This window comes from Parasedimentitalea psychrophila, assembly GCF_030285785.1.
In the GTDB taxonomy this organism is placed as follows: domain Bacteria; phylum Pseudomonadota; class Alphaproteobacteria; order Rhodobacterales; family Rhodobacteraceae; genus Parasedimentitalea; species Parasedimentitalea psychrophila.
The window spans coordinates 4,268,571-4,294,967 of record NZ_CP127247.1; the positions used below are offsets into that span (position 1 = coordinate 4,268,571).

Below are 26,397 nucleotides of genomic sequence, written 5' to 3' on the forward strand. Positions count from 1 at the left end.
AAGGGTGCCTGCTAGCTCTGGCGCTTTGGATGAATTATAGCGCGTTGAACTTGGACTTCTGGCGTTCGGTCCACAGAACCGTGATTTCAAACCCATCTTCGGTTTGCTCTTCACTTTCGACAATATCCTCGCGAAACAGCCAGGCGCGTTGCTTTCCTTGCGAAAACCCAAGGTTCAGCGTCTCACGCAGGCGTACACCCTGCAATATTTCGCCTATATCGCGCAAAAGCCCCGGCAGACCCACCCCGGACAAAGCCGAGATCGCGTGCACTCCGTCTTCGTTTTCGGCCCTTTGACTGCGGGCTTCAGCCTCTTCTTCGGACAGCTGGTCCAACTTGTTCCACACTTCAATCTGTGGTCGATTTTCATCGACCCCCAATGCGGTGAGAATCGTTTTGACGTCGGCGGCCTGATTGTGGGTCTCATCATGGCTGATGTCGCGCACATGGATGATCAGATCAGCCGCGAGAACTTCCTCCAGCGTGGCCCGAAACGAGGCCACCAATTCTGTCGGCAGGTTTGAAATGAATCCAACTGTGTCAGACAGGATAATCTCTGGCCCGTCCTCCAACTCGACCCTGCGCATGGTTGGATCCAGCGTGGCGAACAACATGTCCTTGACCATGACATCGGCGCCGGTCAACCGGTTGAACAGCGTCGATTTCCCGGCGTTAGTATAGCCTACCAATGCCACAATCGGATAGTGGACTTTGGCGCGCGCTTCGCGGTGAAGCGCGCGGGTCATCACCACCTTGTCCAGCTGCCGACGCAGGCGCACCAGCTGATCATCGATGGCCCGACGGTCAGATTCGATCTGTGTTTCCCCCGGCCCGCCAACAAAGCCAAGCCCGCCACGCTGACGTTCCAGGTGTGTCCAGGCACGAACCAATCGGGTCCGCTGGTAGGACAGCGCTGCCATCTCAACCTGCAGGACTCCCTCGCGGGTCCGGGCCCGATCCGAGAAAATCTCCAGGATCAATCCGGTCCGGTCAAGCAGTTTGACGTCCCAGGCTTTTTCAAGGTTGCGTTGCTGCACCGGCGAAACCGGGCCATCGACCAAAACGAGATCAATGTCTTCGGCTTTGAACACCGCCTTAAGCTCGTTGATCTTGCCTGATCCGAACAATGTTCCGGATTGGGCTTTTGGCAGGCGCACCACGTTTGATCCGATCACATCCAGATCAGGCAGCGCCTCGGCGAGGGCCACGCCTTCATTCAGTGCAGGCTCCGCTGGGCGGCGCTTGCTGTTTGATTTTATATCCGGATGCAGCACCCAGGCGCGGGTCCGGATCTTGTCTTGCTCCATCAAGAGGCGTCTTCACCCTCATACAGGCTGATCGGTTGAGATGGCATGATCGTCGAGATCGCGTGTTTGTAAACCAGTTGCGACTGGCCATCCCGGCGCAGCAGCACACAAAAGTTATCAAACCAGGTTATCACGCCCTGTAGTTTCACACCGTTGATCAGAAAAATGGTAACTGGAACCTTGGTTTTACGCACATGATTCAGGAATGCATCCTGAAGGTTCTGTCGATCCGAAGCCATAGTTTGTTCTCGCTTTTGTTCTTGTTGCGCGCTGCGGACCAGCGCGACTCTTATATCATCAGTATGGGCACAGAATTTGAGTGTTTCCAACCATAAAACATTGGACAATATTGCCTTGTTAACCAGAACCAATCAGTTCCGCCAGAGGTTTGGCGTCAATAATGCAATAATCGCCAGAGTTTCCAAACGCCCCAATACCATCGCAAAACACAGCACCAATTTGGCCGACGGCGCCAGCAACGGCAGACTAATTGTCGTTTCACCCGCAAAGTCGATCAGCGGCCCCGTGGTGGATAACGCCGCAATCGCAAGAACCAATGCTTGTTCAAAACCCGACCCCAAGGCGGCCAGACTGCTGCTGATGACCGCCAGAGACAGGGCAAACAGCATAAAAAAGATCCAGGCAACAAAGGCGCCGTTTTTTTGCAACCGCTTATTGCCGGCCCCTTCGCCGCTCACCGACGAAGGATGCACCAATCGCTCCATTTCCCGCATCCCGTTGAGATACAGCGCATAGACCCTCAGCAGTTTGACCCCACCGGCCGTTGTCGCCACCCCGCCACCCACCAGCGCCAGCCCCAGCAGGATCAAACCGGAGGTGCCCAGCCCCGACCACTGCTGCGCCGCCAGCCAATCGGCACTGGCAAACCCGGTTGTGGTCAAAAATGACATCACCGTGAACATCGCCCCCCAAAGGGAATGCAGGGCCTGGGGCAGGTCTTCTGATGCACTGACTTCCAGCGCCGCCAACCAGTGGCGTAAAAACAGCAGCAAGGGCACTCCGATCACCAGGATCAGCCCGATGCGGAATTCCGGATCTTTGTCCAGCCGGACATAGCCCAAACCTGCCGTATCGGTTGAGAAGGTCAACCGCGACAGGGCAAAAAACATGAACATGAACATCACCATTTCACCGGCAAGACCACTGTTGGCGTTTTCCACCCCACCAACCGCCGAAATGCCGGATGTTGCCATCACTGACATGGCATGGCTCAATCCGGTCAGACTTTCTTCGCCTGTCATCATCAGCAAGATCCACAGCGCCAGTGTCAAACCGGCATAAATCGGCACCAGCGCCTTGGTGACCATCACCAACTGACGTCGCGGATCGCCCCGCTGCATATGCGCCGGCGCAGTTGCACCACGGCCTGGCTCGCCCCGTGCGGTGACCTCAAATCCCCCCAACGACAACGGCGCCAACACCGAGGACGCCGCAATCCACATCAGCAGCCCGCCCAGCCAGCCCACTTGCGCCCGCCAGAGATGCACACTGCCGGGCAGCCGACCGGGGTCGGCAAAGATATCCGCTCCGGTGGTGGTGACGGCGCTGACCATATCGAAATAGGCGTTTAGGTAGCTGGTATTTTGCAAAGCATCATAGGTGGGTATCGCCAGAAACAACGGCAAAACCGCAAAGGTCGCCAGTAACGACAGCAATTGGCCAAGCATTCCATAGCGTGGCACCCGGTTCGCCAGCGACAATCCGATCAGCGTCACGATCATCAGCCCAACCAGGCCCGAATAGAAAAAGCTCTGAGACGTCGGGTGATCGTTCAAAACCACCGCATGGATGGCCGGCACCCACATTGCCAGAGAGGCAATGCCCCAAATCAACAAGAACAACGGCAGCCGTAAAATGCCCTGGGATGTTGATTTCCGTTTCATCTCAGAAGAAATCGATCGAGACCTGAATAAGGCGCTCGACCTCGGGCACGTCATCAGACATGGCAAACAAGGCAATCACGTCGCCTTCCTCAATCCGCATCGAACCACTGGGTCGCAGCACCTCGCCGCCCTTGTAGACCGCCCCCACCAGCACCCCTTCCGGAAAATCGATATCCCGGATCATCTGCCCCGCCATCGGCGAGGTCGACATCACTTCGGCCTCGATCACTTCGGCCTCGGCGTCGCCGATGGAATAGACCTGACGGACCCTGCCGTGGCGGATGTGGCGCAGAATCGAACTCACCGTGGTCGAGCGAGGATTGATATAGGCGTCAATTCCCAACGGTGCCATCAATGGCACCAGTGTCGGGTCATTGATCAGGGCGATCGCCAGAGCACATCCCTCGGCCTTGGCGCGGACGGCAGCCAACATGTTTGTTTTGTCGTCATCGGTCACCGCCAACATCGCATCCGCCCGGTCGGTGCCCGCCTCGATCAGCAAGGCACGATCCAGCCCATCGCCATTCAACACAATTGTCCGCACCAGTTCCTCGGCAGCGCGTTCCGCCTTTTTGCGGTCTCGCTCGACCATCTTGACGCGGGGTCTGCTGGTGCGCTTTTCCAACGCCTTGGCGACCTCCAAGCCCACATTGCCGCCGCCAACGATTACCACGCGGTCCTGCTTTGTTTCCTTTTTGCCAAACACTTCCATGGTTCGGTTGACGTCTTCGATATGGGTGAAAACATAACAATTATCGCCGACAAACAGCTGATCACCCGGGTCTGGTGCAAACAAGGTGCCGTCGCGCCGCACCCCAACCACAATGGCCCGCAGGGTAGAGAACAGATCGGTCAGCTGACGCAGCGGGGTGTGGACCACCGGACAATCATCATCAATGGTGATGCCCAGAAGTTGCGCCTTGCCATCCATGAAGGTTTCAATGTCAAAGGCCGCCGGTGCCGAGAGCCGCTGCATGGCCGCAGCCGCCACCTCGCGTTCGGGGCTGATCACCACGTCAATGGGCAGATGGTCCCGGCGGTACAGGTCCGCGTAAATCGCATCCAGATAGCTTTGTGACCGCAGACGCGCGATCTTGCGTTGAATCGAAAACACCGAATGGGCCACCTGACAGGTGACCATATTCACTTCATCCGAATGGGTCGCGGCAATGATCATATCCGCATCTGCCGCCCCGGCCCGTTGCAGAACATCCGGGTAGGAGGCAAATCCGGCGACCCCCTGAACATCCAGAGTCTCGGTGGCCCGGCGCACCAAATCGGGGTTGCTGTCCACCACAGTGACATCGTTAAGCTCACCAGACAGGTGCCGCGCGATCTGCCAGCCAACTTGCCCGGCTCCACAAATGATGACTTTCATGTTTTTTGCCCCTAGGCGCGTTTTAGCCAGTAATTGCCATGACAGAAGCCTTGAACTGGGTCAATTCAATTGTAACTTTCTATTTGTGGCGGCATTGTAACTCCATGGCCGTACCATTCAAAATTTCAGTTTTTTTGACCATCATCCTTGGCGTGATCAGCTGTACCCCACTCACATTGTATTACAAACCCGGGGCCGAAGTCTCCCGCATGCAGACCGATACGCTTGGCTGCGAAACCCGGGCCTTAAGAGAGGCGCCGGTGGCCAATGAAATCCGGCAGTCACCGCCAATATTCTATCGCGGCGACAGATATTGCAACGGCACAAACTGCTATTACAGCCCAGGGTACTGGATGCCGGGCCACATCTATACCGTCGATGTCAACCTTGGCCTGCGCCAACGGGTTGAGCAAAGCTGCATGGCCGAAAAAGACTATCAGCTAGTCAAGCTGCCAAATTGCAATCTGTCGATCACAAAAGCCGCAGCACCGGCGGCAACCACGCGACTGCCACAACTAAGCGAAAACACCTGTGCGATCAAAAACAAGGATGGTAGTTTTCAGATTGTTGAGCCGGGCTGACCCGGCCCGCAGGACAGCAAGCGGTTGTCACACGGCCATCCTGCTGCCTGCGATCCCGCAAACGCCATCCACCATAACCAAACGGCCGCCCCCAGGGAGGTGACTTTAGCCCACTAAGCCAGCGTGTCCTCACTATCCAAATGGGCGATCCGGGCGCCGGATTTATTTGATGTGACCACGCCCAGCGATTTCAATTTGCGGTGCAACGCCGAGCGCTCCATGCCGACAAAAGTTGCGGTGCGGCTAATATTGCCGCCGAACCGGTTGATTTGGGTCAGCAAATATTCACGTTCAAAGGCCTCGCGCGCCTCACGCAGCGGTAAAGTGGCCAAAGCCCCGGACAGCACCACCCGACCCTCTTCGCCGGGGGTTTCATCTTCACGAGGCAATTCTCTAGCCTCGATTGGGCCACCGCCGTCGCCAAGGATCAGAACCCGCTCCACCACATTTTTCAGCTGCCGCACATTTCCCGGCCACAGCATCGTTTGCATCAGCGCCACCGCTTCTTCGCTGATGCTGCGCAACGGCAACCCCTGCGTTTCATTGAAGTGACTGATGAAATGCTCGGTCAACAATGGGATGTCCTCCCGGCGGTCTGCCAGCGAGGGAACATCAATTGGCACCACATTCAGCCGGTGGAAGAGCTCTTCGCGAAGCCGATCTGCGGCAATTTCCTGCAACAAATCCTTGTTGGTCGAAGAAATCACCCGCAGATCAACCCGGACATTATCGGCGCCGCCAACCCGGTGGAACTGCTGATCGACCAATACCCGGAGTATTTTGGACTGGGTGCCCAGCGGCATGTCTGCCACCTCGTCGAAATAGATAACCCCGCCATCGGCCTGTTCCAACAGGCCCGGCTCGATCCCACGCTCGGGTGTTTCGCGTCCAAACAGCTCCTCTTCCATCCGCTCGGGTTCGATGCTGGCGCAGTTCACCGTGATAAAGGGACAAGAAGCGCGGTTTGAGTTGCTGTGAATATATCGGGCGGCAATCTCTTTGCCACTGCCTGCCGGACCGCTCAGCATCACCCGCCCGTTGGATTTCACCACTTTATCCAACTGACCGGTCAGCGCGCGGTACACCGCCGAATTGCCGATCATTTCGGCGCTTCCGCTCTCCAGCCGTCTGAGATCGGTGTTTTCCCGGCGCAGGCGCGACGTTTCCATCGCCCGGCGGATCACCACCATCAACTGGTCAATATTAAAGGGTTTTTCAATGAAGTCATAGGCGCCTTGCTTGATCGCGGCCACTGCGATTTCGACATTTCCGTGCCCCGAGATGATAACCACCGGGATCTCAGGATTGTCCCGCTTCACCGCCTTTAGGATGTCAATACCATCCATCTGGCTGTCTTTTAGCCAGATATCCAGGATCAGCAGCGACGGCTCCTCATCGTTCAGGGCCATCATACACTCATCCGAATTGGCGGCCTTGCGGGTTGAAAACCCCTCATCCTCCAGAATATCCGAAATTAGCTCCCGAATATCGCGTTCGTCATCGACAACCAGAATGTCACTCATGTCAGACCTGCCTTCATTGTAGTCCTGTTGGATTGCGCAACATACGCCGCGGCTGGCAACCGGATCACCGCCATAGCGCCCCGGTGTTGCTGACCGTCGAACAGTGGGGCGTCCTCTAACACAAGGCTACCTCCATGTTCTTCAATAATTTTCTTCACAATCGGCAATCCTAGCCCGGTGCCTTCATTGCGTGTTGTGACATAGGGTTCAAACAGCCGCGCCCGATCTTCCGGCAGACCGATCCCATTGTCAGCGATGGTGATTAGATAGCTGTTGTCGCGCTCGCTCAGGCTCACCCGGATCTGCGGATCGACTACCACTTGCCCGGTCTTTTTCTGCCGCGTTTCAATGGCCTCTCCGGCATTCTTGATAAGATTGGTCAGCGCCTGGCTAATCATCGTCGCATCCACTTCGGTTAAACAGGGTCCCTGTGGTAAATCCGTTGAAAACTGGATGCCGGGCTGACCGGATTGCTGAAGCAACACAGCATCTGAGACCAATTTGCTCAGGTCTTCCTCGCGTCGGTCCGGCTCAGGCATCCGTGCAAATTTTGAGAACTCATCAACAATACGTCGCAAGTCGTTGGTCTGGCGAATGATAACATCTGTCATAGCCTCCAGCTGGTCACTGTTTTTCTCGCCCAATTGCGGGGCGAATTTGCGCTTGATCCGCTCGGCGCTCAATTGGATAGGTGTCAGTGGATTTTTGATCTCATGCGCAATACGCCGCGCCACGTCACCCCAGGCAGCCATTCTCTGGGCACTCACCAGATCGGTCACATCCTCAAATGCCACCACATAGCCTTCCAGCTCGCCGCTTTCCGACAGTCGTGGTGACATCCTGACCAACAGATTTTCCAACCGCCCCTGTCGGGTCACTTTGACTTCACCCTGCACCCCTTCGCCGCCCGCAGCAGTCAGGTCGGTAAACAGCGGCCCAAATTCCGGAACCGACACCGACAATGCCAAAGACTGCTGATCTTCGCGCCAGCCCAGCAACCGTTCAGCCGATTTGTTGACAAAAGTCACCCGCCCCTGGTCGTCCAGGCCTACCACCCCAGAGGTCACCGAGGACAAAACCGAGTCAAACAAACGCCGTCGGCCCTCGATATGGCGGGTGTTTTCCAGCAGCGCTTCTCTCTGCACCTGAAGATCTCGCGTCATATGGTTGAAATAGCGTCCTAAATCAGCAATCTCATCATCGGTATCTTCTTCGAGAACCTGAACGTTCAGATCACCGCCGCCAACCCGCTTGGCCGCCACCGTCAAGCGACCGACCGGCCGTGAGAGCCGTTCGGCAAACCACATGCCCAGCCACATCGCGGCCAAGATCAGGATCATTGCAAAACCAAGATATAAGAGGCCAAATTCGAACAGCACCCGTCCCCGCTCATTCTCCAACTGCTGATAAAGATGCGCTGTTTGCTTGGTCTCATCCAGCAGGTTCAAAAGCTCGCCATCGACATTGCGGCTGACATATAGATAACGATCGATATAGGCATCCAACCGAACTAGGGCGCGGAATTCGTTATTGTCCCAGTCCTGCAAAATGGTCAGGCCATCAATCGATGCATTGCTGATATCATCGCCACCGGGTCGTTCGAAATCAAACTCATAGGACCGCTCACCGCGAATTCGGATCTCGCCGTCGCCGTCAATAACATAAGCCTCACGCAGACCCCGCTGAATTTGCAGCTGCCCCTGTGTCAGAACCTGCCGAAGTTCGGCATCATTTATAAAGAAGCTGCGGGAGCGGCTTTGATCCAAAAAACGGGCCAAGGCGATGGCATCTTCGGACAGATCCCGGCGCTGTTGGCTTTCATAGGCCTCTGCCGCCGCCAGTGAGCTGCCAACAACCTGCCGGACCCGTTCCGAAAACCAGCCCTCAAGCCCGACGTTCACTGTCAGCCCGGCAAAGACCGCCACGGTTACCGTCGGCACCAATGCCAGAAAGGTAAACGCCCCGATCAACCGCAAATGCAGGCGGGATCCCGCCGACTTTATCCGCCGCGCGGCCACCAATCGTCCCAGTTGCGCCAACACAAGGGCTGCAATTGTCAGCACATAGACCAAATCGGCCAATAGGATCAGTCGCAATACCGGCGAGGAAGCGCTCCAGCCAAAAGGCCCCAGCACCATAAATGTAACAACGGCCAGCAGCGGCCCCAGCACCACAATTCCAAGCGTGCCCATATTGCGGGCCTGCCTGGTTCTGCGCCACCGGTCCAAGCCCGCAAGGGGCCCATATGCCGAATGGATATGTGACCTCTGTGCCACGTGCTGCCCTCATCCTGATGTATGATCCAACGGGTCAACCGCCGCATATCGTGGTCACCCACCAGCTGAACCGCCGGATTACCACGCTCATGTGGCGATATTACATCAGTTTGCGGCGGCGTGTCACCTGAATATCAAGATCGGTAATCTTTTTCCGCAGTGTATTCCGGTTGATCCCCAATAAGTCGGCGCATTTTGCCTGATTTCCGCCGGTGGCCAGCAACGAAATTTCGATCAATGGCATTTCCACCTCGCGCAGCAGACGGGTGTACAGCCCCGGTGGCGGCAGGATGTCGCCGTGCAGATCGAAATAGCGTTGCAGATGCCGGGCGACGGTTTCCGACAGCTTTTCTTCGCCCACCCCTCCCAGCGCCGGATCTACCTGTGGCTGCGGCCCTAGCACCGCCGCGACTTCGGTCTTGGTAATTTCCTCGCTGCGCGCGGTCAGGCTAAGACGGCGGATGACATTTTCCAGATGCCGGACATTTCCGGGCCAGGAATAATGCCGCAGCATCTCGCGGCTGCCGTCGCTCAAATAGCGATGAGGCGCGCCATCGTTTTCCGTGTTGATCAGGAAATGCTCTGCCAACAGGTTGATGTCCTCGACGCGTTGCCGCAGCGACGGAACCTGCAACCCGGTGCCGCAAATCCGGTAATAGAGGTCCGGCCTAAGCGTTCCGATGTCCATTGCCGCGGTCAGATCCTGCTGGCTGGTGGCGATAAACCGAGGGCTGAATTCACCCGGAGAATCCATCATATGAACCAGCCTGGCCTGTGCCTGCTCCGAAAGATCCAGCAACTCGTCGATCAACAGGGTGCCATTCTTGACTTTGGCCAGCAGTCGAACCGGCCCATCCACCTCCTCGAAATCCGAAGAGGTCGCACAGACAAACGGCCGTGCCCGGCGATCCGAGAAATCGTGAATTGCCCGGGATATCAATGTTTTACCAGTGCCGCTTTCACCGGTTATCAGCAATGGAAGATCGGTATTCATCACCCGTGCGATCAGTTTATACAGATTTTGCATCACTTCGGTGCGCCCCACCAAAGGTAAATCATCCGGTCGCTCAAGTGGTTCCATCCGTGCCGAGGTGCCGCCAATTTCCTTCTGCGCAAGCGCCTTGGCCGTGCGCTTCATCAGGTCGGGCAAATCAAAAGGTTTGGGCAGATAATCATAGGCATTTGCCTCAGCCGCCTTGATGGCGGTCATGATTGTGTTCTGGGCAGATATCACGATGACCGGCAGGCCCGGGCGGTCCTTTGCGATTTTTGGTAGCATTTCCAACCCATTGCCGTCGGGCATCACCACGTCCGAGATGACAACATCGCCCTTGCCCTCAGCGACCCAGCGCATCAAAGTGGTCAGCGACGATGTTGCGTGTACCTTGCACCCGGCGCGGGTCAGCGCCTGTGTCAAGACGGTGCGAATGGTGCGATCGTCGTCAGCGACGAGGACAGTGCCGTCCATGATGTCTAAACTCCTTTAGTCTTGATCTGTTGTGGCACCCGCGACAGGGACAAACGGAACACAGTCCGCCCTGGGGTCGAATTCACCGAGATCCAGCCATTGTGGTCTGAGATGATTTTGCTGACCAGCGCCAGGCCCAGGCCGGTGCCGTTTTCCCGCCCGGATACAAAGGGATCAAAAATATCGTCCTGAATTGCCGACGGCAGTCCGGGACCATCGTCAATGATTTCAATCTGCAATGGCAGGGTCTTGCCGCTACCGTCGCTGCGGCGCAATCGAAACGAATGCTCATAGAACGTTCGGAGGGTGATTGTTCCATGTGCCACCGCCGCTTCCGAGGCATTCTTTAGCAGGTTCAGCACCACTTGCAGCAATTGGTCAGCGTCCCCCCAGGCCATCGGCAGCGAGGGATCATAGTCCTCATTGATGGTCATATGGGCACCGAATCCCAGGCTGGCCGAGCGCCGCGCGCGGTCCAGAACATCATGCAGATTGACCGGGTGAAAATCTGGCTCCGACAGGTTACCGAACTGCTCCACCTGCTCCAGCAGCTTTACGATACGGCGGCATTCTCCGACGATTAAATCGGTTAATTCAATGTCTTCCGATGGTAGGCTCATGCTTAGCAATTGGGCTGCGCCGGTAATTCCAGCCAGCGGGTTTTTGATTTCATGGGCCAGCATTTCTGCCATGCCAATGGCCGATTGTGCGGCGGATTTGGCAGACTGGGTGCGGGTCATTCGCCCGGCAAGCTCCCGCGGCGACAGCATCAACAGCATCTGCCCCGGATGACCCGCCACAGGCGCCACCTGGACGCCACATTGCAACGGAGCCCGATGACCCGACCCGACATCAATGTCGTTGACAAACAAGGCGGTATCATCCCGTCGCGCCCGTGCAAAGGCCCCCTCAATCGGTGCGTCAATTGCCAATTGGTCCCAAATCGGCTGGCCCAGAACTGACTTGCGCGAGGCATTCAAAAACCCCTCTGCCGCCGCATTCACATCGACAATCCGGTCCTCCGCATCAATCAGAAACGCCGGCACCGGCAGCGAGGCCCAGAGCTCAGCGCCCGATATCATGCTGCCACCCCATGATCGGTTTTCGCCAATGCATCCACCAGCAGCCGCAGGACCATATCCGGGTTTTTCTCGGTCAATACGGCGCGGCGCGCAGCGGGTTCGGTGCCCACAACATCCATGTACCACCCCAGATGCTTTCGCGCCACGCGCAGCCCAAGCTGCCCCTCATAAAAGCTCAGAATCGCACTGTAATGCGTTGAAACCATTTCGATTAACGCGCTCCCACAAGGCACCACAGGGGCCTGCGCCCCCCAAAGATCATGGGCCACCTGAGCCAGCAGCCAGGGTTTGCCCTGGGCGCCGCGGCCAATCATCACGCCATCGGCGCCAGACTGTTTCAGCGCCGCGCCCGCCGTGGTGGTATCAATGATATCGCCATTGGCCAGCACCGGTATGGACACCGCCTCTTTTACCGCGCGGATCGCCGCCCAATTGGCCGAGCCTTTATAGAACTGGCAGCGGGTTCGCCCATGGATGGTCACCATCCCAATGCCGACATCCTGGGCCCGGCAGGCTAGACTGGCTGCGTTCAAATTGCTGTCGTCCCAGCCAAGCCGGGTTTTCAGTGTCACCGGGATGTCGACAGCGGCCACCACCGCTTCCATCAACGTCAGCGCATGGTCTGGCGTTTTCATCAAGGCCGAGCCGGAATAGCCGTTCACCACTCTTTTCGCCGGACAGCCCATGTTGATGTCAATGATCCTGGCGCCGCGATCGGCCACCTGACGCGCCGCCTCAGCCATCCAATAGGCCTCCCGGCCCGCCAACTGAACCGCCGTATTCTCCACATCCGCACTCAACTCAGCGCGTTCGCGAACGCCTGGTTTGGCCTGCACCATCTCTTGGCTGGCGACCATTTCACTGACCATCAGCCCAACCCCGAAGCTGCGAACCAGATCGCGAAATGGGCGGTCGGTGATTCCCGCCATCGGTGCCAAGGCGATTGGCGGCGTCATGGAGGTAGATCCGAGTACGAAGGTCAAATGCCTAATCCTTGTGCGTATGAAGCGGTATTAACCGACAAAGTGGGTATGCTACAATCATTCCAGGCCAATCAAGGTGGTGAGGCGCGGTAGATGCCCAAATTTTAGGCAAAAATTTGCGAATGATTGCCTCGGCGCCCTTCACCCCATAGGTAGTTGCCAACCAGCGGAGAGATTTTCATGACCACAGCAGCCCTCATCGTCGCCGCCGGACGGGGTCTTCGGGCGGGCGCAGGTCAGGCCAAACAATGGCGGCCGCTCAAAGGGCAACGCGTGGTGGATTGGACCCTGAGCACTTTCAGGCAGTCCAATGTGGATCACATTGTGCTGGTGCTGCCTTTGGGCGATGATGACATCTGGCGCTCCTTTGCTTTGATCCCGGGGTTGATCCTCGTTACCGGCGGGCAGGACCGCGCCGGATCGGTTCTGAACGGGCTAGAGGCGCTGAAAAATTACAATGTCAGCAAGGTTCTGATCCATGATGTGGCCCGCCCCTGTATCAGCCTGCACCTGATTGAGCGCATCATTGCAGCGCTGGAACACGCCCCGGCGGCGGCGCCGGCAGTTGCAGTGACCGATGCCCTGTGGACCGGCGCTGACGGGCGGGTCACCGGCACCCGCGACCGGACCGGGTTATTCGCCGCCCAAACGCCGCAAGGCTTTCACTATGGCGCAATTCTTGCCGCGCATCTGGCGCATCCCGGAGGCGCCGCCGATGACGTCGAGGTCGCCCGTGCTGCGGGGCTTGACGTGGCTATCATTCCGGGCGACCCAGACAATATAAAGATCACCACAGCGGGCGATTTCGCCAGGGCTGAGCGAATTTTGGGGATGTAAATGGATATCAGACTGGGAAACGGCTACGATGTGCACCGGTTCGGCGCCGGCGACCAGGTCACCTTATGCGGGGTGGAAATCCCTCATAACAGGGGGTTACAGGGCCACTCTGATGCGGATGTCGGGATGCACGCGATCACGGATGCCTTATACGGTGCCGTGGCGCGCGGTGACATCGGCCAACACTTCCCCCCCTCGGACCCACAGTGGAAAGGTGCCGCAAGCGAGATCTTCTTGCGCCATGCCGTTGAGCTGACCCGCGATCTGGGATTTACCATCTCCAATGTCGACTGCACATTGGTTTGCGAATTTCCCAAAATTGGTCCCCATTGTGAGCAAATGCGGGCAGAGCTGGCGCGCATCCTGGCGATCCAGATCGACCGTGTCTCGGTTAAGGCCACAACCTCAGAAAAACTTGGCTTCACAGGCCGCAGCGAAGGCATCGCCGCATTGGCTACTGCCGCATTGGTGAAGATATGAACAGACTAGCACAATTAACAGCCACTGTTGGTGGCATCGGCTACCTGCGCCCTGCCCCCGGAACTTGGGGATCTTTGGCCGCTCTGCCCTTGGCCTGGGGCTTTCACACATTGGGTGGGATGCCGCTTTTGGCGCTGGCGGTTGTCGGCACCTTTGTCAAAGGTATCTGGGCCACCAAAGAGATGACCGAGGGGTCCGAGGACCACGATCCCTCGGAAATTGTCATTGATGAAGTGGCGGGCCAGTTCATTGCGCTGCTGCCTCTCAGCTATGCCTCCTGGATGCATGGCATTGATATTCTTGCCATGTGGCCCGGTTGGATCGCGGCCTTTGCGCTGTTTCGCCTGTTCGACATCACCAAGCCAGGGCCGATCGGACGCGCCGATCGCCGCGGTGACGCGCTGGGGGTGATGCTGGATGATGTGATTGCCGGCCTGTTTGCCGCCATTGGCGTGGTGCTTTTGGCAGGTTTTTGGCACGGTCTCCTGCAGCCGATGTTTGGGCTATGACCCTGGACCTTCCGGAGTTCATCGCCACGGCGCAGTCTGCCGGGGTGACAATTGCCGTCGCTGAAAGCTGCACCGGCGGATTGCTGGCCGCCGCTTTGACAGAGAGTCCGGGGGCGTCTGCGGTGTTTGATCGCGGCTTTGTCACTTATTCCAACGCGGCCAAGGTTGAGATGCTCGGCGTGTCCGAGGCAAGCCTTTCCACCTACGGGGCCGTTAGTCAGCAGGTCGCTGAAGAAATGGCGCGCGGCGCCCTTGGCAAGTCCGGCGCCAATCTTGCGGTATCAATCACCGGAATTGCCGGCCCCGGAGGATCCGACCACAAACCCGAAGGCCGGGTTTGTTTTGGCCTTGCCATAGCCGGTCAACCGGACAGATCAGAAACGGTAGAGTTTGGCGCGCTTGGACGCGAAAACCTGCGCAACGCTGCTCGGGATCATGCGCTGGATCTTTTGCAGCAGGCCGTCGTCTCCATTCGGCGCAATTTGCAAAAATAGCCTGACAATCCACCTCGTTAGGCCAATCATCACCGATAAAATGCAGCACTCTCTGCATTACCTCAAAGATAGACGCAAAATTTGATGTGTGAACCCCATCAGATGCAAAGCCCTAAAAATGCAAAGCCACCGCCAACCTCGTCGCCTGCCGAACATTATCCTTGCGCAAAGCTCTGGCCCGGGATCAGCACCCTAGCCGTATAGCTCACTGGCACGCCGTTCAAATGCTCTCACGATGCGTTGCATCGCCTCATTGAAAACAACGCCGATGATGCCCTGCAAAATCGCATTCTTGAACTCGAAATCGACATAGAACGAGACTTCGCAGCCGCCCTCTGCCGCTGCAAATGACCATGTTGAACTCAGATACCGGAACGGTCCATCCAGATACTCGGTAACGATTTTTTGATCCTTCGGGTATAGTGTGACCCGGCTGCCAAATCGCTCGCGGAACACTTTGAAGGAAATCACCAAATCCGCCTCCATGATCACCGCGTCATCCCGTTGGCTGCTGCCGCGAATACGGGCCGCAGAACACCACGGCAGAAATTCTGGATAATGGGCGACGTCGGCCACCAGATCGTACATCTGTTGCGCGGTGAATGGCAGGTGACGTATTTCAGAATGTGACGGCATAAGGTTTGGAGTTTCCTACTGTATTCATGGCGCGTATTGTCCTACAAAAGCGAAAAATTCAAGAGGTCAACTATGTCACAGCGGCCATATGTCATTGATGTTATGATCAGTGCCAAAACCATCGCAGCCCGGATCGAGGATCTGTGCAGCGAAATCACTACTGAATTTGTCGGCACCGACAAACTGATTGTGGTCGGATTGCTGCGGGGATCTTTTGTATTCATCGCCGATCTGGTGCGGGAATTGGATCTACCGATCGAGGTTGATTTCCTCGAAGCCTCTTCTTACGGAGACGCCATGGAAAGCAGCCGTGAAGTTCGTATCCTCAAGGATTTACGCGGCGCCATTGAAGGCCGGGATGTGTTGGTTGTCGAGGATATCGTTGATACCGGCCACACATTGAACCATGTCACCAAATTGCTGCTTAGTCGCAGTCCGAAGCGGCTGAAATCAATTGCACTGCTGGACAAGCCAAGTCGGCGCGAAGTGGATTTCCGCTCGGATTGGATCGGATTTGAAATCCCGGACGAATTTGTTGTTGGCTACGGAATTGACTATGCGCAACGAAATCGAAATCTGCCATATATCGGAACCGTGCGCTTCACCGACGAGCCCGGTTAACCCGGGATACGATCGCAAAATCAAACAGTCTCTTGCCTCACCTAGAGGCGCGGTTCGTCATGGCGCAGCGGCAAAAGCCGCGCCATGACATGGAGACTCACACTTGACCGAGCTTCTTCTGGCGGGCGTCGCGCAAGCGGGAAAAATCATCGCCGGCGTGATATGATGACCGGGTCAATGGCGTCGAAGAAACCATAAGGAACCCCTTGCCAAAGGCCGCCTTCTCATAGGCAGCAAACTCCTCTGGGGTGACAAACCGGTCCACAGCATGGTGTTTGGGTGTCGGCTGCAAATACTGGCCAATGGTCAGAAAATCGATATCCGCCATACGCATATCGTCCATCACCTGGCGCACCGATTGGGTGTTCTCGCCCAGTCCAACCATGATACCAGATTTGGTAAACATCGACGGATCCAACTCTTTGACCCGCTGCAAAAGACGAAGCGAATGGAAATAGCGGGCACCGGGGCGAACTTCGGGGTACAGGCCCGGCACGGTTTCCAGATTGTGATTGAACACATCCGGGCGTGCCTCGACCACCACTTCCAGCACCGCAGGGTCACATTTGATGAAATCCGGCGTCAGAATCTCAATTGTGGTCTTTGGGCTGCGGTGGCGGATCGCCCGAATTGTCTGGGCAAAATGATCGGCCCCACCGTCGGTGATGTCATCGCGGTCCACCGAGGTGATCACCACGTGGTTCAGCCCCAGTTTCTCGACAGCATGCGCCACCCGGCCGGGTTCAAAGGCGTCCAGATCCTCGGGCGGTTTGCCTGTGGCAATATTACAGAAGGTGCAGGCACGGGTGCAGACCTCGCCCATGATCATCATGGTGGCATGTCCCTGAGACCAGCATTCGCCGACGTTCGGACAGCCGGCTTCTTCACATACCGTTACCAAGCCATTGTCACGCATGATTTTATGGGTTTCAGCATAGGCCTTGCCACCGGGTGCTCGCACCCGAATCCAGCTTGGCTTTTTGGGCTGGGCATTGTCCGGACGCCGGGCCTTTTCAGGATGACGCTGTTCGGGAATTTTAAGATCTCTCACGCGGATGTCCTTTGTGGCAACTGTCTTGACCGTTTCTAGCACAGATCAATGGCATCGAAATGATCCAGAATGCAATGCTGTATTGTGCCGCACACATGCCGACAAATGTGAAATTCTCACCAAGGCTTGTTGATCACAGCCAGACTCTTTTATTGCGGCGACTTTAGAATCATTTTAAGTCTCGCGCCGGAACCATTCTCAAGAAATCAGGAAACCTGCAAATGCAAGCTGGCGTAAAACTACCCGACGTGACTTTCAACACTCGCGTGCGTGACGAGGCCGTCGGTGGACCAAACCCGTTCCGCTGGGAAGACAAGACAACCGCAGACTTTTTCAGCGGCAAGCGCGTGGTCCTGTTCTCGTTGCCCGGTGCCTTCACTCCGACCTGTTCAACCTACCAGCTGCCTGGCTTTGAAAACGGATTTGCCGATTTTGCCGCAAAGGGAATCGACGCGATCTACTGCATGTCGGTGAACGACAGCTTTGTGATGAACAAATGGGCCGAGTCGCAAAAGCTTCAGAACGTCAGCGTCATTCCTGATGGGTCCGGTGAATTCACCCGTAAGATGGGCATGCTGGTCGCCAAGGAAAACCTCGGGTTTGGCAACCGCTCCTGGCGCTACGCTGCGGTTGTTAATAACGGTGTGGTTGAGGCCTGGTTCGAAGAGCCCGGACTGGCAGACAACCACGGTGAAGACCCCTATGGCGTTTCCTCGCCGGAAACCGTTCTGACCTATCTGACAAAAGACGCGGCCTAATCCTGCGTCTCACTGCGGTTCAAATCGGTGCTAGATCGGGCTCGCCAATGGCGGGCCCTTTTTCTGTCGCTGCTAAGAGCAGCCGGAAACCCGGAGATCGGACCCTAGGCAGGCCCGCGATCAGGCCAGCGATCAGGTTGTCTGACCCGGACAGCCCATCGTAATGGGCCTTCAGTTGCTGCAATGCGATCCGCAAAACCACCTTGCCCGAGCGTGCAGACCAGCCCAATTGGCGCTCCGCAGCCTCCAGCCCCAACAGATGACAACAACATCGAAGCGCAATGTCGCTCAGCCCTGCCCCCAGATGGTTGAGCGCCCCAGCGGCACGCCTCTTGGCTGCCTCTACAGGGTTGGTCATTTGCGATGCACCACAATGTTCCGTGCTAAATTGGTTTTGACCAAGTGCTAAATGATCCCCGATTTGCGCCAGCTCAAAATCCTCCCGCAGGCGCTCGCCAGCCGCCACCAGATCGGCGGTCAGAAAGGGTTTTCCATCGCGGTCATGTAGCCGCGCCAAAGTGTCCAGGGGGCTTTCCGCCAGCCCATATCTGACCCGCCGGGGTCTCTTTGAATTGACCTTGTCATGCTGCCCCTGCGCCGCAAAAGGCTGACCTGCCTCGCCAAACCCATCCGCCAGTATCTGCGCTCGGTTTTCAGCCGCCGCCATCATGACGCTCAACGCAGAGCGCCCAGAGGCCGTGATGTGATATCGGCTCAGCCGCCCCGGGCAGGCGCAGCTAATCCAGTCGCACAACGCCAGCGCTTCGGCGATATGACGGTCGACGACTGTTTTCTGAGCAGCCTCTGCCCCTGCTTCGCGGACGACAACCGCCTTGTCCATGCCTTCGGCCAGCGCCAGCACCGCGCCGCTATGGCACAGCCCCCGCAAAACCCGGCAAAGCTCCTGCTCAAATGTGGCCGCCCCCCCCTCCGGAGCGTCAAACAGCTGACGCCCCGCCGCCGCCGCCGCCTCCGCCTCCGCCTCCGTCGATCCATAGTGACGGGCGGCAAGGTTTTGCAATGCGCCGTCAACCAGCGGATCATCCCGCCGCGTTTCGATCCGACGCACCTGACGCAACACAGTCGAGGGGTGGCAGCCGGCCGCGCGTGCCAATTGCCGGATCGATTGTCCGGCTTCGGTATGGTCCAGATAGCGGCTGGCTTCTTCAGGCACCCAATTCGGCAAGGGTGAAACTGGCTGTTTTTGCATTCTCTGATATCCCAACAGCAGGCAGTCAGGTCAAATCATCCACCGTTTATCCCCATATTTACCCACACGGCGCCGGTGACCTGCTTATCCCTCATTTCAACAATCATTCATTTCTGCCATCATTGTTTCCATTTGGTAATCAATAATAAAGGCACCGCTCGCAGGTACTGCATCGCAGCAACACCCGGCAAAGTTGTGAGATACTGTGGATAACTCGCACACAGAAAGGACCGGAAATGTTGGATCTGATTGCACGGCTATCGTCTCTGCATCGCCCACGGCTTTTGATCCGCGCAGCCCGCATCGGGGCTCGCGACTATAGCCGAACCCGCCATCTGCCACGGCTTTTGGGATATGGCGGATTGCCCAGGCCAGCTTCGGCGGTGATGCAATTGATCGAACAGGAGCAACACCTAAACCAAAGGCGCCTCGACAATGAACCCGGCTACCCGCTGACCCGCCACGTAGAGGTGCTGATCGCGATGATGGGCGAGTCGCAGCTACTGTCAGACAACCAACAACAGCGCCCCAAAAATGCGGCGGCCACCGATACCGGCAGCCGCCCTGTTTCATTTCAAAAAGCCGGTTGCTGACACCCGGAGTTATGCAAAGGCGTCAGACATCGTGGCTTTCTTGTCCGCCACATAGGCCACCAATGCCGCATAGATTTCCGGATCCATACTGGGGGCTTTATAATTCGCGATCAGATGGGCCACCCGATCGCTGGCCAGCGCGGTGGTGTCGCGCGCGCCCTCCTCATCCCAGGTCTCAAAGGGCTTGTAGTCAAAGACCTCGGATTTCCAGAATGCGGTCTTGAAATTGGCCTGCGTATGGGCACAACCAAGATAATGCCCCCCCGGCCCAACTTCACGGATCGCGTCCATGGCCTGATCTTCTTCCTCCATCGGCACGCCCTTGGCCAGCCCATGCAATGTGCCCAACTGGTCGGCATCCATCACAAATTTCTCGAACGACGCCACCAGCCCGCCTTCCAGCCAGCCACAAGAATGCAGCATAAAGTTGACGCCGGACATCAGCCCCATATTCAGGCTGTTGGCGGTTTCATAAGCCGCCTGCGCATCGGGAAGCTTTGAGCCACAGAACGACCCGGATGAGCGGAATGGCAGACCCAGTCGGCGCGCCAGCTGGCCGGCCCCATAGGTCACCAGTGAGGCCTCGGGGGTGCCAAATGTCGGTGCCCCGGAATTCATATCGATCGAGCTGACAAAAGCTCCAAAAATCACCGGTGCGCCGGGACGGATCAACTGGCTATAGGCGATGCCTGCCATTACTTCGGCCAGCACCTGGGTCAAGGTCCCAGCCACCGAAACCGGCGCCATAGCACCGCCGACAATGAACGGCGAAATGATGCATGCTTGGTTGTTCTTTGCGTAAACCTCCAGCGCTCCCATCATCACATCGTCAAAGGTCATCGGCGAGTTGATGTTGATCAGCGAGGTCATTACGGTGTTGTTCTGCACAAACTCCTTGCCGAACAGGATCTCGCACATTTCAACACTGTCCCGCGCCCGGCTGGGATCGGTCACCGAGCCCATGAACGGCTTGTCCGACAGTGTCATATGGGCCAGCAACATATCCAGATGCCGCTTGTTCACCGGAATATCCGTTGGCTCACAAACCGTACCACCAGAGTGATGCAGCCACTTCGACATATAGGCGAGCTTCACGAACTTCTCGAAATCGGCTATGGTGGCATAGCGGCGGCCGCCTTCGACGTCCCGCACAAACGGCGGTCCGTAGACCGGGGCGCAAACCAGGTTCTTGCCGCCGATGACAACTGATTTCTCAGGATTGCGGGCATGCTGGGTAAACTCGGACGGCGCCGTGGCGATCAGTTTCTTGGCCAGGCCGCGCGGGATCCGCACCCGTTCGCCCTCGACCTCAGCACCGGCATCACGCCACCGCTGCAGCGCCGCCGGATTGTCGACGAAATTGACACCAATTTCAGCCAGCACCGTTTCGGCATTGGTCTCAATCACCACCAAAGCCTCTTCGCTCAACACCTCGAAATTCGGGATATTGCGCTCGATGTATTTGGCCGTTTCAATTTTAACAGCGGTCCGTTCAGCGCGGCGCGATGCCCCACCCCCTGAACGGCCGCGTCGACGTGGAGTTTCTTCGGCCATATTCTGTCCTCTTTAGCATACGTATTGTTATCTTTACCTACCCCAGCAATGGCGGGTGCCGTCGAAGGATAACGGCCATTCAAGTTGAAAAGCGACATTCCCTCGGGCCGACCCGTCCGCCCGACTTATTTCATCTCTTCAAAAAATTACCCTGGGGGGATGGCCCGCAAGGCCAGAGCGGGCAGCCAGCCCGCCTTTGGTGTCCCGATACCGCAAAACACCACCGCCGTTTGTGTAATTTCCCTTGCGAAACCTCTTGGTCTGGCCTATGGCGCCAGCATGAGCCAGACATCCCATGACCGCCTTCTCATCATCGACTTCGGCAGCCAGGTTACGCAGCTAATTGCGCGCCGCCTGCGAGAGCTGAACGTCTATTGCGAAATTCACCCCTATCAGAACATCACGATGGATTTTGTGCGCGATATGGCGCCCAAGGCCGTGATCTTCTCGGGCGGGCCCGACAGTGTGACCCGCGAGGGCAGCCCGAGGGTGCCGCAAGAGATCTTTGACTACGGCGTGCCCATTCTGGGCATCTGCTATGGTCAGCAGATGATGATGCAGCAATTGGGCGGCCAGGTTGATAGCGGCCACGGCACCGCCGAATTTGGCCGCGCCTATGTGACTCCCTGCATCAAATCGCTGCCACTGCTCGACGGCTGGTTTGCCGATGACGCCGACCGCGAACAGGTCTGGATGAGCCACGGCGACCATGTCAGTGAGATCGCACCGGGGTTTGAGGTCTACGGCACCTCTCCCAACGCGCCTTACGCCATCACGGCAGATATCTCGCGCAATTTCTATGCGGTCCAGTTCCACCCCGAGGTGCACCACACACCCAACGGGGCCAAACTATACGAAAACTTTGTCCGCCTTGCTGGCTTTACCGGCGACTGGACCATGGGCCTGTACCGCGAACAGGCCATTGCGGCGATCCGCGCTCAGGTTGGCGACAAGAAAGTCATCTGTGGCCTGTCCGGCGGCGTCGACAGCTCGGTCACAGCCGTGTTGCTACACGAGGCGATCGGCGATCAGCTCACCTGCGTCTTTGTCGATCACGGCCTGCTGCGCAAGAACGAGGCTGCCGAAGTCGTCACCATGTTCCGCGACAATTACAACATGCAGTTCATCCACGCCGACGAGCAGGAATTGTTCCTGGGCGAGCTGGACGGCCAGTCCGACCCCGAGACCAAGCGCAAGATCATCGGTCGCTTGTTCATCGACGTATTCCAGAAACACGCCAATTCCATCGACGGTGCTGAATTCCTGGCCCAGGGCACCCTGTACCCGGATGTGATCGAATCGGTCAGCTTCTCCGGCGGGCCTTCGGTGACCATCAAATCGCACCACAACGTCGGTGGGTTGCCAGAAAAAATGGGGCTGAAACTGGTCGAACCCCTGCGCGAATTGTTCAAGGACGAGGTGCGCGCATTGGGCCGTGAACTGGGTCTGCCCGCCAGCTTTATCGGCCGTCACCCCTTCCCCGGCCCCGGCCTGGCCATTCGCTGCCCCGGCGAGATCACCCGCGAAAAGCTGGAGATCCTGCGCCAGGCGGATGCGGTCTATATCGACCAGATTCGTAAACATGGGCTCTACGACGAGATCTGGCAGGCCTTTGTTGCCATCCTGCCGGTGCGCACCGTCGGCGTGATGGGCGATGGCCGCACCTATGATTTTGCCTGCGCCCTGCGCGCGGTGACATCGGTGGATGGTATGACCGCCGATTATTATCCGTTCACCCATGAATTTCTGGGCGAGACCGCGACGCGGATCATCAATGAAATCAAGGGTATCAACCGGGTAACCTATGATATCACATCAAAGCCTCCGGGCACCATCGAATGGGAATGATCCCTCTGTGACCTTGCCGTCAACACCCCGCGATCTCTGGTCGCGGGGTGTTGCATTTCCAGCCTCAGGCCCGGCCTTTCTGGCGGCTTGACGGCAGCGAAAATTTGACGCCTTCTCGGCCACGCACAGGCAAGGAAAGAATATGTCAGACCAACCCGTTCAGATCGGACGTGCAGCGCTGTGGATGATTGGCGCAATCACCTCATTTTCAGCCATGGCCATCGCCGGGCGTGAAGTGAGCTTTGCCCTCGATACATTTGAAATCATGTTGTATCGCAGCGTGGTTGGAGTGTGTGTTGTGGCGATTGTGCTCACCGCAACCGGACAGTGGCATCAGGTCTCGCGGCAGCGGCTGGGCAGCCATCTGATCCGCAATGCGGCCCATTTCACCGGCCAGAACCTGTGGTTTTTTGCCGTCACCGCAATCCCGCTGGCGCAGGTGTTTGCGCTGGAATTCACCTCTCCGCTTTGGGTCATCCTGATATCGCCGTTTTTGTTGGGCGAGCGGCTGACCCGCACCCGCAGTCTGGCGGCACTTGGCGGGTTTATCGGCATCCTGATTGTCGCCCGGCCAAGCCCGGAAACGATGAATATCGGCGTCCTCACCGCCGCCGCCTCGGCTGTTTTCTTTGCTTTGACCAACATATTTACCAAACGACTGACGCGGGTTGAAAGCACCGGATCCATCCTGTTGTGGCTGACCACCATGCAACTGGTGATGGGGTTTCTGGCCGCTGGATATGACGGTGACATTACCCTGCCCGACCTGACAACCCTACCCTGGTTGATCCTGATCGGCTTGGCGGGATTGACCGCGCATTTCTGCCTCACCAACGCCCTTGCGGTCGCCCCGGCGACAGTGGTTGTGCCGATTGATTTCACCCGCCTGCCGCTGATCGCGGTGTTGGGCATGCTGCTTTACAACGAGCCACTGGATATTTGGGTATTCTGTGGCGCAATTGTCATATTCGCCGCTAACTATATGAATATAATGGATGCTAAGCAGCCCAAACAGGCGCGCGCGACCTGTACGGCACGCTGAAATTTCAACAGTCAGACTAGGGTTCCGCGCCGTAATCATTGATCTGACAATTTGATATTGATTAGCTTCGCTTCAGAATAAGAAAAAATGCCAGGCTTCGGCCTGAGGGGAGAGACAATGAAAAACTATCTTGCAACGTCAGCTGCGCTGGCGCTGATTTCCGGCGCTGCGTCCGCCGGTGGCATCGACCGTTCGGGACAGGGTGTGAACATCCTGTTCGAGGATGGCACCTATGTGCAGATGTCATACAGCCACGTATCACCTGACGTGAACGGTAGCCCACCTGCCGGTTTTCCTTTTGCGTCGAATAATGTGGCGCAGTCCTACAGTTACGGCAGTTTTGGCTATAAGCAAAAGCTGACAGACCGCCTGGATGCCGCCATCATCATCGACCAGCCATTTGGGGCGCATGTTCTGTATGCAGATGGTCCTTTTTCATCGGCCGGCCCTTTGCCTTATAATGCTATGGCAGAGATCGACAGCCATGCGATTACAGGCCTTCTGCAATATAACTTTGATGGCGGTTTTAGTGTCCACGGCGGTTTCCGCGCTTTGACAGTTGATGGGACAATCAATTCCGGTGACGGAAAACTCAACGCCAGCAGCGACTACGATTTTGGCGGCGTCATTGGGGTTGCCTATGAAAAACCTGATATTGCTCTACGCGTTGCTTTAACTTACTCCTCTGCAATTACTGCCGGTTTTTCGTCCTCTCAAGAACAACTGGTGTCCCCCGCCCCTGCATACATCTCAACCAATCCAATTTTTGATCTTGAGTTCCCTGAAAGCGTCAACCTTGACTTTCAGACTGGGATTGCAAAAGACACCTTACTATTTGGCTCGGTCCGTTGGGTCGGATGGGGAGGCTTCAGCCTAGTCACCCCAGGCGCAGCTGGAGACATCGAATGGGTGAATTTCGATGATGACACCATTACCTACGAAATAGGTATCGGGCGCCAAATCACCGACAAGCTGTCCTTGGCGGTTTCTCTTGGCTTCGAAGAACCCGGAACCCGTCCCAGCACAACAGCTTTGGCACCGACAACTGGATCAACCAGCATTGGCCTCGGCGGCACCTACCAGGCAACTGACAAACTGTCGATTTCCGGTGGCGTTCGCTACGTTGTTCCAGGCGATCAATATGTAAATTCGGACGCTGGTCCCATTTTGTTTGAAGACAGCAGCGCCATCGCTGTCGGCCTTCGCTTGGGCTACAGCTTCTAAAAGCCACACCGACCACACCATACCACCACGCCTCGCGACTTTTCGCGGGGCGTTTTTTTGTGCCCAACCCGACAACTCCCAAGCCGATGATTGACCCTGCGCTCCTCACTGGCTAGCAAGGCGGGACACCACAGGGACCACAGCCACCATGCTTTATTCTTCCGCACAGGACTGGCGCGATGCGCCGCACAAACGGGTGCTGTTCTTTGGCATGTCCGGGCTGGGAAAAACCCATGTCAGCAATATGCTGCGCGACGGCGGCCAGTGGTTCCACTACTCCATCGATTACCGCATCGGCACCCGCTACATGGGCGAATACATCGCCGACAACGCCAAGGCCGAGGCGATGAAAGTGCCGTTCCTGCGCGATCTTCTGCTGTCGGATTCGATCTATATCGGCTCAAACATCAGCTTTGAGAACCTGACCCCGGTGGCCAGCTATCTGGGCAAACCCGGTGCGCTGTCCCAGGGCGGCCTGCCGATAGAGGAGTATCGTCGTCGTCAGGAACAGTTCCGTCTGGCCGAGATCCACGCCCTGCTCGACACCGAATATTTCGCCGACCGCGCACAGCGCCTCTATGGCTATGATAACTTCATCTGTGACACAGGTGGGTCAATCTGCGAATGGGTGGATGCCGATGACCCCAAGGATCCGGTGCTGTCGGAACTGTCCAGCCGGGCGCTAATGGTCTGGATCAAGGGCGATGACGCCCATTCAGAAGAACTGGTGCGCCGCTTTGACCGCGCCCCCAAGCCAATGTCCTATCAGCCGCAATTCCTGAGTCGCGTCTGGGATGAATATCTGTGCGAAAACAATATCGAAGCCGGTGATGTTAATCCTGATGCCTTCATCCGCTGGACCTATGCTCAGGCGCTGGCCCACCGGCAGCCACGCTATGCGGCGATGGCGAGAAACTGGGGCGTCACCGTCACCGCCGATCAAGTCGCCGCAGCCACAGATCAGGACCGGTTCACCGATCTGATCGCCGGCGCAATTGACGCAGCCCTTGAGACCCGCCCTTAAAACCCTTATCTGCAA

The 26,397-nt window shown here is 57.2% G+C and carries 24 protein-coding genes and 1 pseudogene; 12 read left to right on the forward strand and 13 right to left on the reverse strand.

All coding sequences use genetic code 11. The annotated features are described in order from the left end of the window. Positions 1 to 34: 34 nt before the first annotated feature. The 4 genes from hflX to trkA form a co-directional block, all read right to left on the reverse strand. Entirely contained in the window at positions 35 to 1,306 is a 1,272-nt protein-coding gene (gene hflX, locus QPJ95_RS20620; protein ID WP_270918154.1) for a GTPase HflX, read from the reverse strand. Then, on the reverse strand, positions 1,306 to 1,545 hold the full coding sequence (gene hfq, locus QPJ95_RS20625) for an RNA chaperone Hfq (protein WP_007119530.1): 240 nt from the start codon (positions 1,543 to 1,545) through the stop codon (positions 1,306 to 1,308). The genes hflX and hfq overlap by 1 nt, the downstream gene beginning before the upstream one ends. Positions 1,546 to 1,677: 132 nt before the next feature. Beyond that, positions 1,678 to 3,210 carry a TrkH family potassium uptake protein gene (locus tag QPJ95_RS20630; protein WP_270918153.1) on the reverse strand — a complete coding sequence of 511 codons (1,533 nt, stop codon included), beginning with the start codon at positions 3,208 to 3,210 and terminating at the stop codon, positions 1,678 to 1,680. A gap of 1 nt (position 3,211) precedes the next feature. Beyond that, positions 3,212 to 4,588, reverse strand: coding sequence for a Trk system potassium transporter TrkA (trkA, locus tag QPJ95_RS20635; protein WP_270918152.1), 1,377 nt, complete (start codon positions 4,586 to 4,588; stop codon positions 3,212 to 3,214). A gap of 104 nt (positions 4,589 to 4,692) precedes the next feature. Here trkA and QPJ95_RS20640 point away from each other — a divergent pair, with 104 nt between their 5' ends. Beyond that, positions 4,693 to 5,169 carry a hypothetical protein gene (locus QPJ95_RS20640; protein ID WP_270918151.1) on the forward strand — a complete coding sequence of 159 codons (477 nt, stop codon included), beginning with the start codon at positions 4,693 to 4,695 and terminating at the stop codon, positions 5,167 to 5,169. A 113-nt stretch (positions 5,170 to 5,282) separates the two neighbouring features. On the opposite strand, the gene ntrX is transcribed toward QPJ95_RS20640, so the two are convergent. Together ntrX and QPJ95_RS20650 are read right to left on the reverse strand one after the other, a co-directional pair. Then, entirely contained in the window at positions 5,283 to 6,692 is a 1,410-nt protein-coding gene (gene ntrX / locus QPJ95_RS20645; RefSeq protein ID WP_270918150.1) for a nitrogen assimilation response regulator NtrX, read from the reverse strand. Next, entirely contained in the window at positions 6,689 to 8,968 is a 2,280-nt protein-coding gene (locus QPJ95_RS20650) for a sensor histidine kinase NtrY-like (RefSeq protein WP_270918149.1), read from the reverse strand. The genes ntrX and QPJ95_RS20650 overlap by 4 nt, the downstream gene beginning before the upstream one ends. Between QPJ95_RS20650 and QPJ95_RS20655 the strand changes: the two genes are divergently transcribed. Beyond that, a complete protein-coding gene (locus QPJ95_RS20655; protein WP_286018298.1) occupies positions 8,938 to 9,099 on the forward strand; it encodes a hypothetical protein in 162 nt (53 codons plus the stop codon). The two genes, QPJ95_RS20650 and QPJ95_RS20655, sit on opposite strands and share 31 nt — an antisense overlap. Here QPJ95_RS20655 and QPJ95_RS20660 read toward each other — a convergent pair. The 3 genes from QPJ95_RS20660 to dusB are packed head-to-tail and all read right to left on the reverse strand — an operon-like array spanning position 9,069 to position 12,501. Further along, entirely contained in the window at positions 9,069 to 10,436 is a 1,368-nt protein-coding gene (locus QPJ95_RS20660) for a response regulator (protein ID WP_270918148.1), read from the reverse strand. The genes QPJ95_RS20655 and QPJ95_RS20660 overlap by 31 nt on opposite strands. A gap of 5 nt (positions 10,437 to 10,441) precedes the next feature. Next, positions 10,442 to 11,518: a two-component system sensor histidine kinase NtrB gene (locus QPJ95_RS20665; protein WP_270918147.1), complete on the reverse strand. Its 1,077-nt coding sequence runs from the start codon at positions 11,516 to 11,518 to the stop codon at positions 10,442 to 10,444. Then, positions 11,515 to 12,501, reverse strand: a complete 987-nt coding sequence (gene dusB / locus QPJ95_RS20670) for a tRNA dihydrouridine synthase DusB (RefSeq protein WP_270918146.1) — start codon at positions 12,499 to 12,501, stop codon at positions 11,515 to 11,517. Before dusB ends, QPJ95_RS20665 begins: the two co-directional genes overlap by 4 nt. Positions 12,502 to 12,681: 180 nt before the next feature. Here dusB and QPJ95_RS20675 point away from each other — a divergent pair. From QPJ95_RS20675 to QPJ95_RS20685, 3 genes and pseudogenes are all read left to right on the forward strand, one after another. Further along, positions 12,682 to 13,818 (forward strand): annotated as a pseudogene (locus tag QPJ95_RS20675) (bifunctional 2-C-methyl-D-erythritol 4-phosphate cytidylyltransferase/2-C-methyl-D-erythritol 2,4-cyclodiphosphate synthase). Continuing rightward, positions 13,815 to 14,327 carry a phosphatidylglycerophosphatase A family protein gene (locus tag QPJ95_RS20680; protein WP_270918145.1) on the forward strand — a complete coding sequence of 171 codons (513 nt, stop codon included), beginning with the start codon at positions 13,815 to 13,817 and terminating at the stop codon, positions 14,325 to 14,327. The pseudogene QPJ95_RS20675 and the gene QPJ95_RS20680 overlap by 4 nt, the downstream one beginning before the upstream one ends. Next, the gene (locus QPJ95_RS20685; protein ID WP_270918144.1) at positions 14,324 to 14,821 is read left to right on the forward strand and encodes a CinA family protein; all 498 of its coding nucleotides are present in this window, start codon (positions 14,324 to 14,326) and stop codon (positions 14,819 to 14,821) included. The genes QPJ95_RS20680 and QPJ95_RS20685 overlap by 4 nt, the downstream gene beginning before the upstream one ends. A 192-nt stretch (positions 14,822 to 15,013) precedes the next feature. Here the strand turns inward: QPJ95_RS20685 and QPJ95_RS20690 are convergent, their stop codons facing one another. Beyond that, a complete protein-coding gene (locus QPJ95_RS20690) occupies positions 15,014 to 15,457 on the reverse strand; it encodes a type II toxin-antitoxin system RatA family toxin (protein ID WP_270918143.1) in 444 nt (147 codons plus the stop codon). A gap of 72 nt (positions 15,458 to 15,529) precedes the next feature. On the opposite strand from QPJ95_RS20690, the gene hpt reads away from it, so the two are divergent. Continuing rightward, positions 15,530 to 16,078 (forward strand): hypoxanthine phosphoribosyltransferase, encoded by a 549-nt coding sequence (hpt, locus tag QPJ95_RS20695; RefSeq protein ID WP_270918142.1) that lies wholly within the window; start codon positions 15,530 to 15,532, stop codon positions 16,076 to 16,078. A 97-nt stretch (positions 16,079 to 16,175) separates the two neighbouring features. Here hpt and lipA read toward each other — a convergent pair whose 3' ends face one another. Continuing rightward, on the reverse strand, positions 16,176 to 17,129 hold the full coding sequence (lipA, locus tag QPJ95_RS20700; RefSeq protein WP_270918141.1) for a lipoyl synthase: 954 nt from the start codon (positions 17,127 to 17,129) through the stop codon (positions 16,176 to 16,178). A 221-nt stretch (positions 17,130 to 17,350) separates the two neighbouring features. Here lipA and QPJ95_RS20705 point away from each other — a divergent pair, with 221 nt between their 5' ends. Beyond that, entirely contained in the window at positions 17,351 to 17,887 is a 537-nt protein-coding gene (locus QPJ95_RS20705) for a peroxiredoxin (protein WP_270918140.1), read from the forward strand. A 19-nt stretch (positions 17,888 to 17,906) separates the two neighbouring features. Here the strand turns inward: QPJ95_RS20705 and QPJ95_RS20710 are convergent, their stop codons facing one another. Then, positions 17,907 to 19,097, reverse strand: coding sequence for a DUF6456 domain-containing protein (locus tag QPJ95_RS20710; RefSeq protein WP_270918139.1), 1,191 nt, complete (start codon positions 19,095 to 19,097; stop codon positions 17,907 to 17,909). Between the two features lie 236 nt (positions 19,098 to 19,333). Here QPJ95_RS20710 and QPJ95_RS20715 point away from each other — a divergent pair, with 236 nt between their 5' ends. After that, a complete protein-coding gene (locus QPJ95_RS20715; protein WP_270918138.1) occupies positions 19,334 to 19,690 on the forward strand; it encodes a DUF6477 family protein in 357 nt (118 codons plus the stop codon). Positions 19,691 to 19,699: 9 nt separating this feature from the next. Here QPJ95_RS20715 and QPJ95_RS20720 read toward each other — a convergent pair whose 3' ends face one another. Further along, complete coding sequence (locus tag QPJ95_RS20720) at positions 19,700 to 21,244, reverse strand: trimethylamine methyltransferase family protein (RefSeq protein WP_270918137.1); 1,545 nt, start codon at positions 21,242 to 21,244, stop codon at positions 19,700 to 19,702. Positions 21,245 to 21,523: 279 nt separating this feature from the next. On the opposite strand from QPJ95_RS20720, the gene guaA reads away from it, so the two are divergent. The 4 genes from guaA (at position 21,524) to QPJ95_RS20740 (ending at position 26,382) form a co-directional block, all read left to right on the forward strand. After that, positions 21,524 to 23,092 (forward strand): glutamine-hydrolyzing GMP synthase, encoded by a 1,569-nt coding sequence (gene guaA / locus QPJ95_RS20725; protein WP_270918136.1) that lies wholly within the window; start codon positions 21,524 to 21,526, stop codon positions 23,090 to 23,092. A 142-nt stretch (positions 23,093 to 23,234) separates the two neighbouring features. After that, positions 23,235 to 24,134 carry a DMT family transporter gene (locus QPJ95_RS20730; RefSeq protein WP_270918135.1) on the forward strand — a complete coding sequence of 300 codons (900 nt, stop codon included), beginning with the start codon at positions 23,235 to 23,237 and terminating at the stop codon, positions 24,132 to 24,134. A gap of 117 nt (positions 24,135 to 24,251) precedes the next feature. Beyond that, entirely contained in the window at positions 24,252 to 25,358 is a 1,107-nt protein-coding gene (locus tag QPJ95_RS20735) for an OmpP1/FadL family transporter (protein WP_270918134.1), read from the forward strand. A gap of 148 nt (positions 25,359 to 25,506) precedes the next feature. Continuing rightward, complete coding sequence (locus tag QPJ95_RS20740) at positions 25,507 to 26,382, forward strand: ATPase (protein WP_270918133.1); 876 nt, start codon at positions 25,507 to 25,509, stop codon at positions 26,380 to 26,382. Positions 26,383 to 26,397: the final 15 nt, after the last annotated feature.